The following is an 18,206-nucleotide window of genomic DNA, read 5'->3' as shown; positions in this document are numbered from 1 at the left end:
AATCACAATTCTGCACCAAATCGTGCAACCACATCTAAAGCACTTCTGACCCCATCTTCATGAAAGCCGTTGTACCAATATGCCCCACAAAAATGAATACCGTTTTTTCCGCATATGACATTTCGTTGGGACTGTGCTTCCACCATAGCAGGGCTAAATTGAGGGTGTGCATATTGGTATTTGCCCAGTATTTTACTAGGGTCAATATCTGCAGTGTTATTTAAGGTCACACAAAAAGTGGTATCGCTTTTGATGCGCTGTAATATATTCATGTTGTAGGTGACACTGGCTGGAGATGCGTGTTCGTTTGTGACACCTTTAATTAAATAATTCCAACTCGCCCAAGCAAGCGGTCTTTTGGGTAAAAGGCTGGTGTCAGTATGCAAAACCACCTCATTATTTGAATAAGGAATTGCTGCAAGAATGCGGGCATAGTCTTCTTTAGACTGTTCGTCAAAACTTTGTAAATTCAGCATTTTCAAGGCTTGATCACTATGACATGCAAAGATTATTTGATCAAATGAGTATGTGTCGTTATTGCTTACAACTTGATAACTATCTTCGTCGTTATGGTTAACTTTAGTAACACTCTCTACAGGGCTATTTAGTTTAATGTTATTTGCATAACTTTTAGTGAGAGGCGCAATGTATTCAGCGGAGCCACCAATTAAAGTGTGCCATTGAGGTCTATTCGTTATATTTAATAAACCATGATTGTTAAAAAATTTTAGGAAAAAAGACAATGGAAAATTAGCGGATGCTTCTAGACTTGTTGACCAAATTGCTGCGCACATTGGCAAGATATAGTTTTCGGTAAATGCATCGCTCAAACGATGTTGTTTAATAAATGCGATAAGCGTTAAGTTCTCTGTACTTTTATTCTCTGCCAAATGTGCTTTGCATAGTTTATTAAATTTCACTATGTCGAGTGCTAAACGATAAAAAGAAGGAGAAAACAAATTGCGACGTTGAGCGAATAAACTGTTTAAGGTATTGCCGTTATATTCCAACCCAGACATTTTATTTTTTACACTAAAGCTCATTTCAGTAGCTTGAGTAGCCACACCTAATTTACTCATTAACTTAATGAAATTAGGATATGTCCAATCGTTGTATACAATAAAACCTGTATCGATTGCATATTGTTTGCCGTCAACGCTGACATTTTTTGTTGCAGTATGACCCCCAATGTAGTCATTACTTTCAAAAACGGTAATATCAGCCTTATCATTTAATAAATAAGCAGTGGTCATTCCTCCAATGCCGGTGCCTATAATAGCGACTTTAGGTTTCATGCACCGCCTCTTGCTGAATCTGACTTGGGTTTTGTAGAACGACTTAACGACCCACGCATATTGATACAGATTTTACGCTGTACAAATTCTGGTAAAAAATTCAAGAAACGAATCATTGCGCCAAAGCGGCGTGGGAAGTAGACGCTCGAGGCTGAACTCAAAACACCTTTAAGCATATAAACTGCTGCTTGCTCTGCCGTAATCGACATAGGCATTGGAAAATCATTTTTATCGGTTAAAGGCGTTTTTACAAAGCCTGGCGACATGCTTTGCACCTTAATGCCTTTATTTGCAAAATCCACTTCAAAACTTTTACACGCATAATGCAGAGCAGCTTTGCTGGCTCCATACGCCTGGCTGCGCGTAAAAGGAAGTAGACGTGCCATGCTATCTACAAATACTAATTTATTGCCAGCAACCAAATTACCCTGTAGTGCAGCGACGACGTTCATAGCACCAAAGAGGTTAATATCGAACACCCGTTTAAACATATCAGGCTCGATTTCCCTAACGTCAACATATTCGCACGTGCCTGCATTGATCACGGCTATATCACAGCTAATATCCTTTAACGCTTCGCGCGTAGCTTTTTCATTAGTTGCATCAAAGCTTATGGTCAGCACATTATCTTTTTGTGCTAGCTCTTCTAGTTTGGCTAGGTTACGGCCACAAGCTATTACCTTATGCCCATTTTTACTTGCTTCGTAAGTTAAAGCTTCACCCAGACCTGACGTTGCCCCTGTTATAAGTATTGTCGCCATTACGCTAAACCTCTTTTTATTTTCTTAACGATTCGCCCTAAAATAGGAACATTTTCGTATATCATTTGGCCTAAATCATAGTAGTCTCGATGAAAAGTGATCTTGTTATCTGCTACTTGCAAATGTGAGAGGCCATCTACTCTTATCGGGTTGCCATTTTTCATTCTGCTTGATGTAAACTCCATAGTCCACGTGACAATAAATTTATCATCCTCAGTGTTTTCTTTGGTATGAATGTCAAATCGGCAATGTTTCGCATTGTGTAATAGCTTATCAAAATACTTCTCTACAGCGTTTATTCCGCGGTGTTCTGCAATCGGATCGATAAATAAAACATCATCGCTATATATGTGACTCAATTCCGATATTTGCATGCTCGCTAAGTCGGTATAAAACGAAGAAAATCGATTGATAACAGTCATGGTGTTGTTAATTCTATATTAGGTGTCATATGAGCATTTACGCTCTGATCTTCTCTCAGATCATATAAAACCACTACATTACGTTTATTTAATTTCTTTTACTTTTGCATTTATCTCAATGATTATAAGGATCTGTTTTAAGAAAAATCGAGTAAATAACTACATCAATAACAAAGCCTAGTCTATTCAAATGAAAGCGCCACTTTTTCCTTTATCGTCTCACATCTTACCCGGAGGTAGGATGGCACTTAGAATTTTTGAGCCAAGATATGTACGAATGATCAAACAGTCTTGCAGCGAAAATAAGCCTTTTGCCATCTGTATGCTAAATAGTGCCGGCGACAGTGCGAACAACAGTCATATTTTCGGTGTTGGCACCTTGTGTAATGTGATTGATTTTGACGTACTTGATGACGGGTTGTTGGGCGTCACGGTCGAAGGAATCGAGTGTGTAGAGGTTTCAAACATAGAAAGTGAAAAAGATGGTTTGCGCATAGGCGAGCTTAGTATTATTAAAAAGTGGGATTGTGATTTATCTGAATACGAACTCAATCCCATAGACGACAGGTTAAGAGAGATTTTTGATATGTATCCTGAAGTCAGCGCGTTATATGACAAAACCCATTTTGACGACCCTATCTGGATAATAAACCGTTGGTTAGAACTGTTGCCAGTGGGAGCTGAACAAAAACAGCATTTTTTACTGCAAGGCGATTGTAAAAAAGTATTAAATTACTTGAGTCAACTAATCGAATAGACTAAAAACCACATTAACCGAAGCTTATTAACTGAAGCGCATTGGGAAGGACGGTTTCCCCTAAGTATCCAAAACAGGATACGAGTTTACATAACAAAGCAAGGCTAGACGATGCATCTCACATCGAATAAATATTGAGGTATACATATATTCTTCGAGAAAACCTTACCTAATATTAATTTTATTTAACTATCTACTTCATAAACTTTCGTTATACTGATTTGCATACTACTATTAAATACAACAAAGGTAACAGCGTTATGCTAATCGGAATTCCATTGGATAAACAAAGAAACGATACATGCAAGCCAAAAGAGTGTGCAGCAGAAATGTCCGCTTATCTCAACACCGTGGCAGTCAAACGTTGTAAGTTATCTTTTTCGAAAGTATTTAGTTATTTTGCGCCACGTTTGCGTTCGTACGCCTTGAAACAAATGGGTAACGAAGCTTTAGCAATGGAGTTAGTGCAAGACACTATGTCAAATGTGTGGCAAAAAGCACATTTGTTTAATGCTGAAAAAGGTTCGCCGTCTACGTGGATATTTACTATTGCGCGGAACATCAGATTTGATATGTTAAGAAAGTTGCAAAACCGCAAAGAGGATGTGTGCAGCGACGATCTGTGGCCTATTCTTTGCGAGCAAACGGCAGATACCAAAACAGCACCTTTAGATGAGCAAATCACCCTAGAGCAGGTTGGACATTATTTTGAAGAGCTACCGTTGAAGCAAAAAAAGGTGATTGAAGCTATCTATATTGACGGAAAGTCACAGCAAGAAGTGGCAGATGAACTTGAGATACCGCTGGGTACAGTCAAGTCCCGTACAAGGTTAGCGCTGCAACGTTTGAAAGATATGTTAAGAGAACATGATTAGAACACATGATTAAGTTTCACCCTACTGACACGGATTTAGTTGGTTTTGTAGAAGGGAGTTTAGTGCCAGCAAAGTCATTGCTTATTTCCGCGCATCTCGATTTGTGTGATGAGTGTGCGGAAAAAGCAACTGCGTTTACTGAAAACCTAGCGTTGCAGGCGATTAAGCCATCGAGTCGAAAAAACTACCTTGATTCTTCATTAGTGAATATGTGTGAAAGCATCATGGAGCTTCCAGCTGCCACTCAACATATAAATGCTGATGGGTTTGTAAAACAGACCTTATCTGTAGATGGCAGAGACTTTATTTTACCTGAAGCATTATCCCGATTTTCTAATAGAATCGGTGAATGGTCTCATTTACTCGGAAAACTATGGCAGGCACCGGTTGAAATCGGTGGTGGTCATCTTGCTCAGTTTATCTATATGGAAAAGGATGGTGGCGTTCCAGAACACACTCACAAAGGCAGCGAATTAACCCTCGTCATAGATGGTAAGTTTGCAGATGGAAATGAAGAGTATGACAGTGGAGATTTTATATCGCTAGATTCTACGCATACTCATACACCCGTTGCAGTCGGAGATGAAGGATGTTTGGTGTTTAGTATTATAGACCAACCCCTATATTTTACGACAGGATGGGCCAGACTAATAAATCCCCTAAGTCATCTCTACTTTAGAGCAAATTCCTAGACACATAGCGTAAGCACGTTCATGCAATAAAAGGTCTTGCCTACTGGATAAATTCACTAGCAGGATAATTAAGTTTGAGTGTTTTTAAAGCATTAGACTTTAACGAATCTAAACCTAATTGATCATAACTAGAGACCATTATTTCAAGTGCTGGTTGAACCTGTTCAGTATCACCAAAATATTCTAATACATAACGGCCGCGGTTAGCTGCTGCTACCCACGCTTCTCTACGCATATAAAAACGTGCAACTTCAATTTCGTATCTCGCTAATCGATCTTTGATATACAACATACGTTGTTTTGCGTCCGCTGCATATTTTGAATCTGGGTGAGACTCAATTAATCTTCTAAAGTCTTCAAATGCTTCTCTCGACAAAGATGGGTCGCGATCAGAGCGGTCTACATTAAATAAAGACTGAAACAAGTTACTGTCTCGCTCCATATTTGTAATACCACGCATATACAATGCATATTCAACATCCGCATGATTTGGATTTAACCGAATAAACCTATCGATAGTCGCTAAAGTCTGTTCTGGGTTGGCTGTTTTATAAAAGGAATATATTAGGTCAAGTTGAACCTGATGCGACAAAGGACCGAATGGAAATTTAGAATCAATACTGCTTAGTATTTGCGCTGCAGCGGTGAAATTACCTATATTCATATTTCGTTTGGCTTCGTTATAGAGCGCTTGTGCTCCCTGATTGGCTAGCAACTCTAGTTGCTCATCATCAGAAGAAGAACAACCGCTTAGCGTTATTACAGCAAAAACCACAAACATTACCGAAACAAAATTCTTACGCTTTATCATTTTTTATTTATTCTCTTACTAATATCGTCTATTGATTAAATTTATTATTATTAAAGTCTTTAAGGCGTTCGCACGAAAGCCTTGATATACTCGCACCATCTATTGTCCAATGATCACGTTTATGAGCCAACAAGTCAACGAAATATCGCTAAATGCCAAAGCATCTGATGATCTTTATGATACCAGACTAGACCAATCAATTGCGCGTTTGTTCCCAGAATATTCTCGTTCTAAGTTGAAAGAGTGGATTTTGGCCGGAAAGGTGAAGCTAAACAATGAAATCGTAACGACTCCACGACTTAAGCTAAAGGGTGGCGAAGAGATTGAAATAAGCGCAATGCAAGAAGTACAGGTCACTAATCAAGCGCAAGATATTAAGCTTGATATTGTGCACGAAGACGACGATATTATTATTATTAACAAACCTGCTGACTTGGTTGTGCATCCTGGTGCTGGAAATACTTCAGGGACTATTTTGAATGCCTTATTAAACCACTACCCAGATATTGAAAATGTGCCAAGAGCAGGCATTGTGCATCGTTTAGACAAAGATACAACAGGGCTGATGGTTGTGGCAAAGACCTTGAGTGCCCAAACGCAATTAGTCAAGCAATTACAAGCAAGGGAAATGGGCCGAGAATATGAAGCCTTGGTCTTAGGTAATATGATTGCTGGGGGTATAGTCGACGAAAATATAGACCGACATGCAACTAAAAGAACATTAATGGCAGTGCGCCAAACAGGTAAAGAAGCAGTAACCCATTACCGAGTAAAAAAGAAGTATAGAGCACATACTCATATACGCTTAAAACTCGAGACAGGTAGGACCCATCAAATTAGGGTGCATATGGCCCACATCAAACATCCAATTGTGGGGGATATTCAATATGGTGGGAGACCACGCTTACCAAAAAATGCGAGCAGTGATTTTGTGAGACACTTACAAAGCTTTAAACGACAGGCACTACATGCTATTCAATTAAGCCTAACTCACCCAACAAGCGAAGAAAACTTATCTTGGTCAGTGGCTATTCCTAACGATATGCAAAAGTTGCTAGTCGAAATGGGAAAAGACCTAGAAATAAATGATATGCCAAGTCAATGGTAAAACATTTTTGAGTCATAATATCCTTTCAGCTTCAAAAACATTTTCGCCACAAACACCTCTTGCTGATGATGTTTTGTGTTTTACAACAAGCACAATTGGCGGTGTTAGTGAGGGCTGTTATGAATCATTAAATGTTGGCTTACATGTACAAGACGATAGTCAATCAGTACGACAAAATCGCCAACGATTGAACGATTATTTGGTAGAGCAAAGTGTCAAAGGTGGAAAGCGACCTGCTGATATTCCTTGGTTAAACCAACAGCATAGCAATCGTGTTGTTACCGTAAACGATTTAAATTCGTCACCAGCAATGATAGCTGATGGATGTACTGCCAATGATCGCTTACAACCGTTAGCTGTAATGACTGCAGATTGTTTACCCATTGTAATGGCTTCTACTCAGACGAATACGATTACTGTTGTGCATGCAGGGTGGCGTGGGTTATTGTCGAATATTATCTATAATGGTGTTGCTTGTTTTTCGCCTAAAGAATCGATAAACGCATGGATTGGTCCATCGATTTCAGCACAGCACTTCGAAATTGGGCAAGAAGTGCTTGCAAATTTCAAAGATTATTCTCACTCAATCAAAGAAGCTGAGAACAATAAATATTTTGTTGATTTGCGCGCAATAGCGGTACAGCAATTAACAGATTTGAATGTTAACAATGTAGAAGTTTCACCCGTTTGTAGTTATGCAACCCTTTCCTGTTTTTCGCACCGGCGGTCGCAACATCTAGGGAACAATCAAACCGGCCGTATGGCAACAGTAATAATTAGGTTGTAATAGTCCTTAATCTACCTGCTAAATTTTCATCACTTGAAATACAAATACCAAATACCCATATTCTAATTATGACATGTATTTTTCTGAAGAATTTGAAAGGCCTTCAGATCATAAAGGAAAAGCAATGCGTTTAGATAAATTTACTAATAAGTTTCAAGTGGCTATTTCTGACGCTCAATCGTTAGCACTTGGACGAGACAATCAATATATTGAGCCTGTGCATCTAATGTCTGCAATGTTGAACCAGCAAGGTACAAGTATTCGGCCATTGTTTGAACATACTGGCGTCAATATAAATAGCCTACGGTCTATGGTTAATGAAAGCATAGACAAGTTACCTAAAATTCAGGGCCCAGAAGCTGATGTTCAATTGGGACGCGAGTTAGTTAAATCGCTAAACTTGTGCGATAAAATAGCTCAAAAAAGAAAAGATGATTATATTACGTCAGAAATATTCGTGTTAGCGTCTAGCGAAGACCAAGGTGTGCTTGGCAAAATTTTCGATAAACTAGGTTTACAAAAAGAGAAGATTGAAAAAGCAATCGAACATATCAGAAAAGGCCAGAAAGTTACCGATCAAAACGCAGAAGATGTTCGACAGGCACTAGAAAAGTACACAAGCGATCTAACAGAAAGAGCGGAGCAAGGAAAACTTGACCCTGTGATAGGTCGAGATGACGAAATAAGAAGAACGGTTCAAGTATTACAACGTAGAACCAAAAATAACCCTGTTTTGATTGGTGAGCCCGGGGTAGGTAAAACTGCCATTGCAGAAGGCTTAGCGCAGCGAATAATAAATTCTGAAGTACCTGAGGGGCTAAAAAACAAGCGTGTATTGTCGTTAGACATGGGTGCTCTGTTAGCTGGTGCTAAATATCGAGGTGAGTTTGAAGAGCGCTTAAAAGCTGTACTGAATGAACTAGCTAAAGAGGAAGGGCGGGTCATCCTTTTCATCGATGAATTACATACTATGGTAGGTGCAGGTAAGGGCGAAGGTGCAATGGATGCAGGCAACATGCTAAAGCCCGCACTAGCTAGAGGAGAGTTACATTGTGTTGGCGCAACTACGCTTGACGAATATCGACAATATATCGAAAAGGACGCGGCGCTTGAAAGACGCTTCCAAAAGGTATTGGTCGACCAACCCAGTGTTGAAGACACAATTGCTATTTTGAGAGGTTTAAAAGAACGTTATGAGTTACACCATAGCGTTGATATTACTGACCCTGCGATCGTTGCAGCAGCAAGTTTGTCAAATAGGTATATTAGCGACCGCCAACTGCCTGACAAAGCAATCGATCTAATTGATGAAGCAGCCTCAAGTATTCGTTTACAAATTGATTCTAAACCTGAAGAAATGGATAAACTTGAAAGACGAATTATTCAACTCAAACTAGAAGAGCAAGCATTGTCAAAAGAAACAGACACAGCTAGTCATAAGCGATTAGAGATAATAGAGTTAGAACGCGAGCAAGCTGAATCTAAATTTTCTGAGTTAGAAACCGTTTGGAATACAGAAAAAGACGCTATGCAGGGTACTCAAGGCATAAAAGCAGAATTAGAACAGGCAAAACTCGATCTTGAAATTGCAAGAAGAGCCAGTGATTTGAGTAGAATGTCTGAATTGCAATATGGCCGTATTCCTGAACTTGAATCTAAGCTAGAAAGTGTTTCGGAAACAGAAAAAAGTAACAATACCTTGCTAAAAAATAAAGTAACTGAAGCTGAAATTGCCGATGTTCTGTCGCGTTGGACGGGTATTCCTGTTAGTAAAATGTTAGAAGGTGAAAAAGAAAAACTGGTACAAATGGAAGCTAGCATAGGGAAACGAGTTGTTGGCCAAGAAGAAGCGGTAAAGGCAGTTTCAAACGCCATTAGACGTTCAAGAGCCGGTTTAGCCGATCCCGACAAACCAATGGGGTCATTTTTATTCTTAGGGCCTACTGGCGTGGGGAAAACTGAACTCTGTAAGGCGCTAGCAAATTTTATGTTTGACTCGAACGATGCCATGATCCGAATTGATATGTCTGAGTTTATGGAAAAACATTCAGTTGCAAGACTTGTTGGTGCTCCTCCGGGTTATGTAGGCTATGAAGAAGGTGGCTATTTAACCGAAGCAGTCAGACGAAAGCCCTATTCAGTTATTCTGTTAGATGAGGTTGAAAAAGCGCATCCCGATGTATTCAATATTTTGCTTCAGGTTTTAGATGATGGCAGGCTTACTGATGGTCAAGGACGAACGGTTAATTTTAAAAATACTGTCATCATTATGACCTCTAATTTGGGTTCAGATATCATTCAAACACAGGACCAACAAGTTGACTACGAAAGTATGAAAGGCGATGTAATGCAAGTGGTTGCGGGCCATTTCAGACCAGAGTTTATCAATAGAGTGGATGATATTGTTGTTTTCCATTCGCTTTCTAAAGAGCAAATAAAGCAGATTGCCAAAATACAATTAGCATCTTTACGAGGGCGTCTACATGAACTTGGATACAAATTAGAAATTTCTGCCGGTGCCTTAGACAAACTAGCCGACGCCGGTTTTGATCCAGTATATGGTGCCAGACCGCTAAAACGTGCTATTCAAATTGAAATTGAAAACCCATTGGCACAAGCTTTACTTGAAGATAAACTCAAGGGAAGGGATATTGTGAGAATTAGCTTGAATGATGAAGGTTGTTTCTCGCTCGCATAACGAGAAACAACCAAAACCGCTAGTTCAAAGATTGTTGCAGTTTGAGGGCTTGTTCACGTTTGGCAAATTGTTCAAAGTCTGAGAGAAGAATTTTCAGTTCTCGTTTACTTTCCGCATTTCTTTTTAGTTTATGTAAAGTATAGGCAATGTGATAACGAAGGTTGGGATCTTGCGCGTTCATAGAATACGCTTGTCTCAGCATATTTAAACCCTGCTGATAGCGCCCTTGCATACTATGAATCCAACCAACAGTGTCCAAGATATACGGATTATTTGGGTTAACTTCGAGTGCTTGTTGTGCAAAATTAAAAGCAGCGTCAAATTTTTCTTCGCTAACATAAATATTGGATAAATTGTTAAGCACCATAGGTAAGGCGCTATAATCAGTTTCGGCTGATATGGCAATATAATGAACTTTCGCCTTTTCTAACGCCTTATTATTATAATAAAAATCAGCTAACAAATGTGTCGCGAAGGTATTTTGCTGAGGTGATGTTGCTAAGCCCTCGAATAAGGTTACAAATTCTCTAGCTTTGACATTTTTGATTGCTAATTGATAACTACCAATAAGAGCAGGTGCGAAACTGTTTGATGCCCTTACAGCATTGTGGAAGTTTTCAGCGGCTTTAGGCATATCTTGATTTATGAAAGCGATATTTGCGCTGAGTAATAAAACATCAGGATTAGTTGGTGCTTGTTTAGCTAGCCAAGATAAATGTTTTTGTGCAAGGTCAACTTGATCAAGTTGCAATGCAAATCTTGCTATATCTCTGTTTACAAAAAAATCAGTAGGGTTTAACTTAAACGCACTTTGCAAACTCCGTAAAGCTCCTTCAATATCACCAAATTCGCCTTGAGTCACTGAGAGTTCATAAAGTTGGTTTGCGCTTTTAGAAACCAATCCAAATAAAACACGAAGGTCTTGTTTAGCACCATCTGTCCGGCCAAGTTCGTTCAAAATACCAGCCCGCATACGAATTAATCGGGTGTTTGCTAAATCGTTCTTTAAGAGCTTATTAGTTCGTGTTAAGGCATTTTCATATTCGCCAGTGACTAAATACAAGTCGATAATCGCTTCACTTGCATCGGTGTCATTTCTGCGCAGCGTCTCGGCGCTACTAAGTAATTCTAATGCCAATTCAGTGTCATTGTTTAGAGTGAGTATTCTACCCCTAAGGATCAAAAGATCGACATCTGTTGGCCGTGCTTCCATTAGTGCATCAGTGAGTCTTTTTGCTTCTGCTAATCGATTGGTTGAATATAAAATAGTCGATAAATTAAATTTAGCAGCGTAATGCCCATTATTTATGGACAAAATTTCTCGATAAACTTCTTCTGCTTGGCTAAGTTGATCTTTCTGTTTAAATAGAGAAGCTTGTAAGTTTAAAAAATCCAAATTTTTAGGATATTGCTCTAGCAAAGTTGAGATGAACCTTTCTGCTTTATCAAACTCTTTTGCTCTTATTGCAATAACAGCTTTTTGAGCATTTGCTGCGATACTCTCTTGTGGTAATTGCTCTAGATTTTCTAGGGCTAAATTTAGCTTACCGCGGGCAGTTAATAATTTAGATTCAGTTTGAATGAATATTTCGTCGTCCGCAAATTCATTGCGCGCGGTGTTTAGAAGTGAATCACATTTGTGGTTTAGATTAGCGCTAATATAAATGTCGCATAAATTTTGAATTTCATTCACGTCTTTTGTAATGTCTTGCAGAAAGTTCTCCAAAAGGTTCGCCGCTGCAATAAGGCTCTCTTCTCTTAAATAAATATCCGCAAGTAATTTAGCCGCATCAAAATTTTGGGGTTGGCGATTTAAATATTGTTCCAATTGACCTCTAGCAATTTCCAAATTATTTGCTGCCAAGTTAGCCAAAGCACTAACAAAGAGAATATCGACTTGTTCGTTTAAAGCTTCTGAGTCAATTAAGCTAAGCGCATTTACTAGCTCTGTTAATGTTTGTTGAGCTAATTCATTGTCATTTAGGCGAGCAGCAACCCAACTTAATAATAGTCTACCCATTGGATCATTAGGTGAATCGGCTAAGGTTTTTTGTAGCATTAATTTTGCATTTTCGAAATCACCTAACCCCGTGTATGCGGTGACAATATCTCTAAGAAGACCCGGATGGTCAGAAGATACCTCTAATCCTTTTATGAGAAATTGAATTTGTTGATTAACATTATTTTGTTCAAGTTTAATTTTACTTTTTAAATGGTAGGTTTCGGCGATTGTGTTATCTTCAGCCAATGAGCGATCAACAATTTCTTCAGCCTCTAAAATTGAATCGTTTTTGATAAAAAAGTTAGCGGCCGTATTTAACACTACTGGGCTATTCGGCGCAGTTTTCATCGCCTTTTCATGAAATTCTAAAGCTTTCTCAGGTTCATCTAACAAAGAATAAGCAATACCTTTGCCGCTTTGCAAAAATCCCAATTTGTTTGGTGTGAGTTGTTGTTCACTAATATCGACAACTTTTGCATAGTTTTTTAATAGCATTAGTACTCTCACGTACGATTCAACTATTAAGTTTGGGTCTGCCCCAGCAAATAAAGCTTCTTCAAACTCGATTTCAGCGTCACTAAAAAAGCCTGACAAAGCCAATACTTGGCCCATTAGGATTTTTGAAGGCAAATGCTCAGGTTGTTGCTGAAAGCTCCGCTTTAAAAATACGTAGCTTTCATCTATGTCACCTTTTTCATAAGCGAGGTAGGCGTCTTCATAATCTTTATTTTCTTGAGCATAAACATCTATGCTCGACATTGTGAATAAGAATAAAATAATACAGCAAACGAACACAACTTGTTTCATGATTACCTCAAGTAAATCCACCAAATTTTAAGCAAAAAAAAAGCTGATGTTATCAGCTTTTCTTATTTATTAATATACTGTTAGGCTTTGCGACGGTAACCCATCAACAATAAAAACATACCCATAAGTGCAAGCACAGCCGGGGTGTTGGAATTAACCGGACCAGTTGTATCTTCGTGCGATACGGTTGCTAAGCCTTTCAGTTTGAATGCATCGTTACTATTTGACCAATTTGTGCCACCAAACACATCATTGTAGGCGCCTACCAACCAATATCTAGAAAAGAGCGTACCGTTTGATACGTTTAAAGTGCTGTAGTCGTCTACGTCACCAGATTCTTGAACTAAATCCCAACCGCCGTTTGTACCGTTACCCACAATATCAGCCCAACGAGTATTACCATTAAAAAAATCTGGATTCTGGTTACTGCCATTATATGCCAAAATTGATAAGTCGCTGTCGCTATGAGTCCAACCAATATTAAATCCACTAACGTTTACCGCTTCACTGAACGTTAGCAAAATCATCTCATAATCTAAATCGTTACTGTTGCCGCCATTTTTAATGTTGTCTATCGCGTGTTGAGGAGCATTTGTATAACCATTATAGGTTTCATCGCGATTTTCGATACCGATTCCATAACTATTGAAGTTGTTTATTTTAGCATCTCTGATACATGGGTCTGGATCACCAGAACCTGTGCCATTGCCATATTGGCCGTTGTTATTGCAGCCATTATCTGTAGATGCCCAAGCAGATACTTCCAAAGTCACACCACCGCTTGATAAGTCCAAGGTGTTACCAGCATTGTTACCTGACAAATGCCCATCGTTGAAATTCCAAGTTTGTTGTCCAGCAAGAACGCTTGTTGTCGACAAAGCCATCAATGAAACTAATGCTAACTTCCTAATCATAAACTACTCACTAATTGTTTAATTGTTGTATTACCGATTTGAATCGGATTCTTCCTATTAACCTTAACTCGAAGCAAAAATTACGCCAGTTAATTTTACTTATTTAAAAACAATGGCTTATGGCAAGCTAATGTTTCCTATTTAACTACTTTGTAAAGAATCCTGACACTATACATTTTATTAATTCAAAAATCACGGCAAGACATCAAATTTGATAGATTTTTGATATACTCTACCTATCGTAAGGAGTAAGAATGAAAAAAGTAAAACGTAATGGGATTTATTTACTGCCCAATTTATTGACAACTGCGGGATTGTTTTCAGGCTTTTACGCTGTAGTGATGTCAATGAATGGGCATTTCGAACAAGCCGCAATCGCTATTTTTGTAGCGATGGTATTTGATGGTTTAGATGGCCGGGTTGCCAGAATTACCAATACACAATCTGCTTTTGGAGCAGAATATGATTCCATGGCCGACATGCTATCTTTTGGTGTGGCTCCAGCGCTTGTTGCTTACAATTTTGGTTTAAGTGAAATGGGTAAGTTCGGTTGGTTAGCAGCATTTATTTATGTAGCTTGCGCAGCGCTTCGTTTGGCGCGTTTTAATACACAAATCGAAACTGCAGATAAACGCTTTTTCCAAGGTTTAGCTAGTCCAGCTGCAGCAGCAGTAGTAGCCGGTATGGTATGGGTTAGCATAGACTACGATATTAATGGTAAAGATTACGGCTTAGTGGTGGCTATTGTAACTGGGTTGACCGGTTTATTGATGGTGAGCAATTTTAAATATAATAGTTTCAAAGAAGTAGATTGGCACGGCAAAGTCCCTTTTGTGTTTATTCTTTTTCTAATACTCGTGTTTATTATTGTCGCAACGGCGCCATCACTAGTGTTATTTATCGTATTTGTTTTATACACCGTAGCTGGTCCAATAAATACATTTAGAATGGTAGATAAAGTGACATTGGAAGACGTTGTTGGCGAAACCGACGAAGATTCGGATTTTGATGACGTCATTGATGACCAATCAGTAGCGTCGGATGAGGTCGAAGAAACTGACGTCACACCCAACACATCGTCGACCAAAACTCAGACAAAAAAATCTCAGTCAAAGTAAACCTCAGCTGAATTAACAAATGCTCGATTGTTTGAATAACTAATTACTGGAGCTACTTTTTGAGTAGTTCCATGTCCCAAGTATTCCCGGTTCGATTAAAATATCGGGTTGACCAGTAATAGTTTTCTTCTATCAATCGAAATTCTAATAACTGATAGTTTTTCTCAATATCAATAACTTGAATAGTAGTAAAGTCGCCACTACTTTTGTTAAAAGCTATCTGTTTCAATTGTTCTAGGTTTTCAATTAATTTTCCGTCAACAGAAAATACACAATATGACCCTTGCCCCATCGCCGCATATATAGGAGCGCCGAAATATCGTATGCCAATCCTCACGCAATTACTTGAAATGCCTAAGGGTGTTTGAACATTTAAAGTTTCGTCTTGAATAATCGCTCCCGCCCATAATAGCACGCTATCAAGCTCTAAAAATGAAGTGAATTTTGGAGAAAGATCAAGAGATTGTGTTTTCCCATTTCTCAATATAAGGAAATCTGTTTTATTTTCGGCAACCGCATTAAATATTTGATTTAAGTGTTCTACTTTTTCATTGTTGATTTTCAGGATGATATCACCTGACTTTAAACCACTATTCTCTAGCTCAGAGGCTTCACTAATAGCTATTTTCCTTGAAACAGATTCAGCCCATTCTCCAGATAAACCTGACTCTATCGCTTTTCTGTAACTAATATATTCAAGTTTATCTTTTACTTCGAATAGTCCTTTTTCATTTTTTGTGATTTTTTCGATAAAAGGTTGAATTAAAGCTAAAGGTATTGCGCTGTAGTCATCCCGTTTTTCATTGTATGCCGGTGCTATTGCCAACAGGTTATTTTTATCGTCAACAAATATAGAAAAATTATCAGGGATTTGAGAAAAATACCGACTATCAAAAGACATTTCTCCGCCAGATAGTTCAGTACGTCCAACGTCAACAGGCTGTCGAAAGTCCTGAAAAGCTGAGTTGCTCACGAGTGTTGCGGTTTTGATATTCTTAAAATCAAAAGGAATTAACGTCACAATGCTGTCATTAGTAAAATTGAAGTTACTTAAATCTGCTCTTATTATGACCATATTTAAATAAGGATGTTTCGCGACTACTTCTGAGGGTATTGTAATGCCATTATTTAGTGTAATCATGGCTCTGCTAAGACTGCTATCTATTAACGATTTGTCAGTAATAATTAACCCTTCGTCGATATCAACAATTACCCCATGTCCTAGTAGTTTTACATCATTACTAAGGTTGACTGATATTGGTCTAAAAACTTCTACTTCAACAATCGGTGAGCTCACACTTATTTGTTTGTTAAAACTTATTTTTGTCAAAATATCTGGCGACATATTGTTGTTAGGGATATCTTCACAATGCCAAAGTAACTTGCCAAGATTATCTTGGCAGTGACGATTAGTAAAAAACGATGAATAGTTAGTAATTGTTTTAAAGCGTTGTGTATTCTTGTCGTAGGCATACCTATATCGTAAAGAAAATTTCTCAAGCGTAGTAAATTTTGACAATAAAGATTTAAACTGAGTAAGAGACGTTATTTTTGTATTATTGATTTCGTCAATTATGGCAAAACGATTTATGTTTTGGCTACCAAATAGTTTACCAGGAGATGTCACCATTACGCCTTCTACTGGCACATTAAAGGTTCGTGCAATACTAATACTAACCGGCATGATATAGGCGTTAGCATATGTGATGTATTCATTTGGCACGAGTTTGAATAGATCTGATACAATTAGTTTGGTGTTAATAACCTTACCATCACGTTCTATCGCGATAGGGAGTTCTTTTCCAACAGATGCGTCTAAAAGTGTTTTTAAACTAAGAAAATCACCAATAATTTGCTTATTAATTTTTAATAATATATCGCCTATTTTTAATGTCGAACTAGCGGGACTTTGTTGAACTATATGTTTGACTTCTAGCCGTCCATTACCGTCTGGTGTCGCATTTAACGCTTGTTGTATACGGGCATTATCCCAACCCTTTTTCCGTAATTGATTAAATGTTTCAAAGCCAAAAACCGTTTGTAAACTTCCACGTTTTATTGATTCACCATTCCTTAATCTTGAAATGGTTGGAATAATCATATCCATGGGTAAAAAAAACGACGTTGCAGTATCTCGTCTAGCGCCGGCGTTTAGAGCAATTGCTTGGTTTTTTGAATTTAAGATAGGTGATCCAGAAGACCCTCCACTTGTTCCCAGCGCGGCTTGCATATAAAAAGTATTATAATCGGTGGAGGGGGAATTATAGTTTGGTGCCCCTCTATCGAGACGAGATAAGACCCCGTTAATTATAGAAAGAGATTCACCACCGTCGTTTCCATATAATGTTACCGCTTCGCCAATGCTCGCTTCGTTAACTAATTCAATAGCTTCAATTGCTAGATCATCTACTTGTGTTACGTCATATTGAAAAACCCCAAAATCATGAATAGGGTCTCTATAAATTGGTACTAAAGGTACTAATTTTTTATTTGAAAATTCTGCGTATGCAACAATGGGTGCAACATTTACTATATGTTTGTTGGTTAATATTAGACCTTTTTCAGCATCGATAACAAAACCAGTCCCCACACCAGACTTGTTGTAACCGTCGTCCCATGGCACTACTTTATTAAATTCAATATTGACAATAGCATTAATAGTTTGTGACGAATTAGAGTAAAAACTGCACGAGAAAAGCATTAACAGAAGTGAAAATGCAAATTTATTTGAAATATGGAAATTAAGGGTCATGTCTTGTGAATGTCTACCGATAAACTGCAACAAATCAAAAGAGTACCACAGTGATCTTTTTTATTCGTATTTTTTTAGAAAAAATTATTGACCTAAGTATCCTGTTGTGTAGAATGCGCCTCGCTGAAACAAAGGCAGCTGGTTATATATTGAACAGGCAGTCTAGTGCGGCTCTTAAGGGTTTTTATAAACATATTATTTGCGTGTTTTACAGATAAATATCCTTGACAAAATTTGCGATTGCAGTAGTATTCGCATCCCGCTTGAGACAGGGTCTTTTATCCTCCTCCAGCGCAGTGCAACGACGCGATGTTGGTTTTACTCTTTAGAGTAATTGTTGCACGATGTTCTTTAACAATTAGTAGCAAGACAATCTGTGTGGGCACTCATTAAGAGTGTCTACGACA

14 protein-coding genes are annotated in these 18,206 nt (G+C 38.3%); 7 read left to right on the top strand and 7 right to left on the bottom strand.

Translation table 11 applies throughout. The annotated features are described in order from the left end of the window. Window positions 1-2: 2 nt before the first annotated feature. Genes RM552_RS13015 through RM552_RS13005 form a run of 3 tightly spaced genes read right to left on the bottom strand, consistent with a single transcriptional unit; the run spans window position 3 to window position 2,478 of the window. Window positions 3-1,295 carry an NAD(P)/FAD-dependent oxidoreductase gene (locus RM552_RS13015; protein WP_311369300.1) on the bottom strand — a complete coding sequence of 431 codons (1,293 nt, stop codon included), beginning with the start codon at window positions 1,293-1,295 and terminating at the stop codon, window positions 3-5. Continuing rightward, the gene (locus RM552_RS13010; RefSeq protein ID WP_311369299.1) at window positions 1,292-2,056 is read right to left on the bottom strand and encodes an SDR family NAD(P)-dependent oxidoreductase; all 765 of its coding nucleotides are present in this window, start codon (window positions 2,054-2,056) and stop codon (window positions 1,292-1,294) included. The genes RM552_RS13015 and RM552_RS13010 overlap by 4 nt, the downstream gene beginning before the upstream one ends. Further along, on the bottom strand, window positions 2,056-2,478 hold the full coding sequence (locus RM552_RS13005) for a nuclear transport factor 2 family protein (RefSeq protein ID WP_311369298.1): 423 nt from the start codon (window positions 2,476-2,478) through the stop codon (window positions 2,056-2,058). Before RM552_RS13005 ends, RM552_RS13010 begins: the two co-directional genes overlap by 1 nt. Window positions 2,479-2,668: 190 nt before the next feature. Here RM552_RS13005 and RM552_RS13000 point away from each other — a divergent pair, with 190 nt between their 5' ends. From RM552_RS13000 to RM552_RS12990, 3 genes are all read left to right on the top strand, one after another. Continuing rightward, complete coding sequence (locus tag RM552_RS13000) at window positions 2,669-3,235, top strand: LON peptidase substrate-binding domain-containing protein (protein WP_311369297.1); 567 nt, start codon at window positions 2,669-2,671, stop codon at window positions 3,233-3,235. A 260-nt stretch (window positions 3,236-3,495) separates the two neighbouring features. After that, window positions 3,496-4,110 carry a sigma-70 family RNA polymerase sigma factor gene (locus RM552_RS12995; RefSeq protein WP_311369296.1) on the top strand — a complete coding sequence of 205 codons (615 nt, stop codon included), beginning with the start codon at window positions 3,496-3,498 and terminating at the stop codon, window positions 4,108-4,110. Window positions 4,111-4,115: 5 nt separating this feature from the next. Continuing rightward, entirely contained in the window at window positions 4,116-4,802 is a 687-nt protein-coding gene (locus RM552_RS12990) for a ChrR family anti-sigma-E factor (RefSeq protein ID WP_311369295.1), read from the top strand. Between the two features lie 40 nt (window positions 4,803-4,842). Here the strand turns inward: RM552_RS12990 and RM552_RS12985 are convergent, their stop codons facing one another. Further along, the gene (locus RM552_RS12985; protein WP_311369294.1) at window positions 4,843-5,613 is read right to left on the bottom strand and encodes an outer membrane protein assembly factor BamD; all 771 of its coding nucleotides are present in this window, start codon (window positions 5,611-5,613) and stop codon (window positions 4,843-4,845) included. 121 nt (window positions 5,614-5,734) lie between these two features. Between RM552_RS12985 and rluD the strand changes: the two genes are divergently transcribed. From rluD to clpB, 3 genes are all read left to right on the top strand, one after another. Continuing rightward, window positions 5,735-6,721 (top strand): 23S rRNA pseudouridine(1911/1915/1917) synthase RluD, encoded by a 987-nt coding sequence (gene rluD, locus RM552_RS12980; protein ID WP_311369293.1) that lies wholly within the window; start codon window positions 5,735-5,737, stop codon window positions 6,719-6,721. A gap of 7 nt (window positions 6,722-6,728) precedes the next feature. Next, on the top strand, window positions 6,729-7,508 hold the full coding sequence (pgeF, locus tag RM552_RS12975) for a peptidoglycan editing factor PgeF (RefSeq protein WP_311369292.1): 780 nt from the start codon (window positions 6,729-6,731) through the stop codon (window positions 7,506-7,508). A gap of 124 nt (window positions 7,509-7,632) precedes the next feature. After that, window positions 7,633-10,206: an ATP-dependent chaperone ClpB gene (gene clpB, locus RM552_RS12970; RefSeq protein WP_311369291.1), complete on the top strand. Its 2,574-nt coding sequence runs from the start codon at window positions 7,633-7,635 to the stop codon at window positions 10,204-10,206. Window positions 10,207-10,225: 19 nt separating this feature from the next. Here clpB and prsT read toward each other — a convergent pair whose 3' ends face one another. Next, window positions 10,226-13,015 (bottom strand): XrtA/PEP-CTERM system TPR-repeat protein PrsT, encoded by a 2,790-nt coding sequence (gene prsT, locus RM552_RS12965; protein WP_311369290.1) that lies wholly within the window; start codon window positions 13,013-13,015, stop codon window positions 10,226-10,228. Window positions 13,016-13,095: 80 nt separating this feature from the next. Next, window positions 13,096-13,929 carry an exosortase-dependent surface protein XDP1 gene (gene xdp1 / locus RM552_RS12960; RefSeq protein ID WP_311369289.1) on the bottom strand — a complete coding sequence of 278 codons (834 nt, stop codon included), beginning with the start codon at window positions 13,927-13,929 and terminating at the stop codon, window positions 13,096-13,098. A 254-nt stretch (window positions 13,930-14,183) separates the two neighbouring features. On the opposite strand from xdp1, the gene pssA reads away from it, so the two are divergent. Further along, window positions 14,184-15,047: a CDP-diacylglycerol--serine O-phosphatidyltransferase gene (gene pssA / locus RM552_RS12955; RefSeq protein WP_311369288.1), complete on the top strand. Its 864-nt coding sequence runs from the start codon at window positions 14,184-14,186 to the stop codon at window positions 15,045-15,047. A gap of 52 nt (window positions 15,048-15,099) precedes the next feature. Here pssA and RM552_RS12950 read toward each other — a convergent pair whose 3' ends face one another. Beyond that, entirely contained in the window at window positions 15,100-17,799 is a 2,700-nt protein-coding gene (locus RM552_RS12950) for a trypsin-like peptidase domain-containing protein (protein ID WP_311369287.1), read from the bottom strand. Window positions 17,800-18,206 lie beyond the last annotated feature (407 nt).

The organism is Glaciecola petra (assembly GCF_031846345.1).
Lineage (GTDB): Bacteria > Pseudomonadota > Gammaproteobacteria > Enterobacterales > Alteromonadaceae > Glaciecola > Glaciecola petra.
Note: the sequence above shows the minus strand (reverse complement) of the source record. Positions and strands in the feature narration are given on the sequence as shown.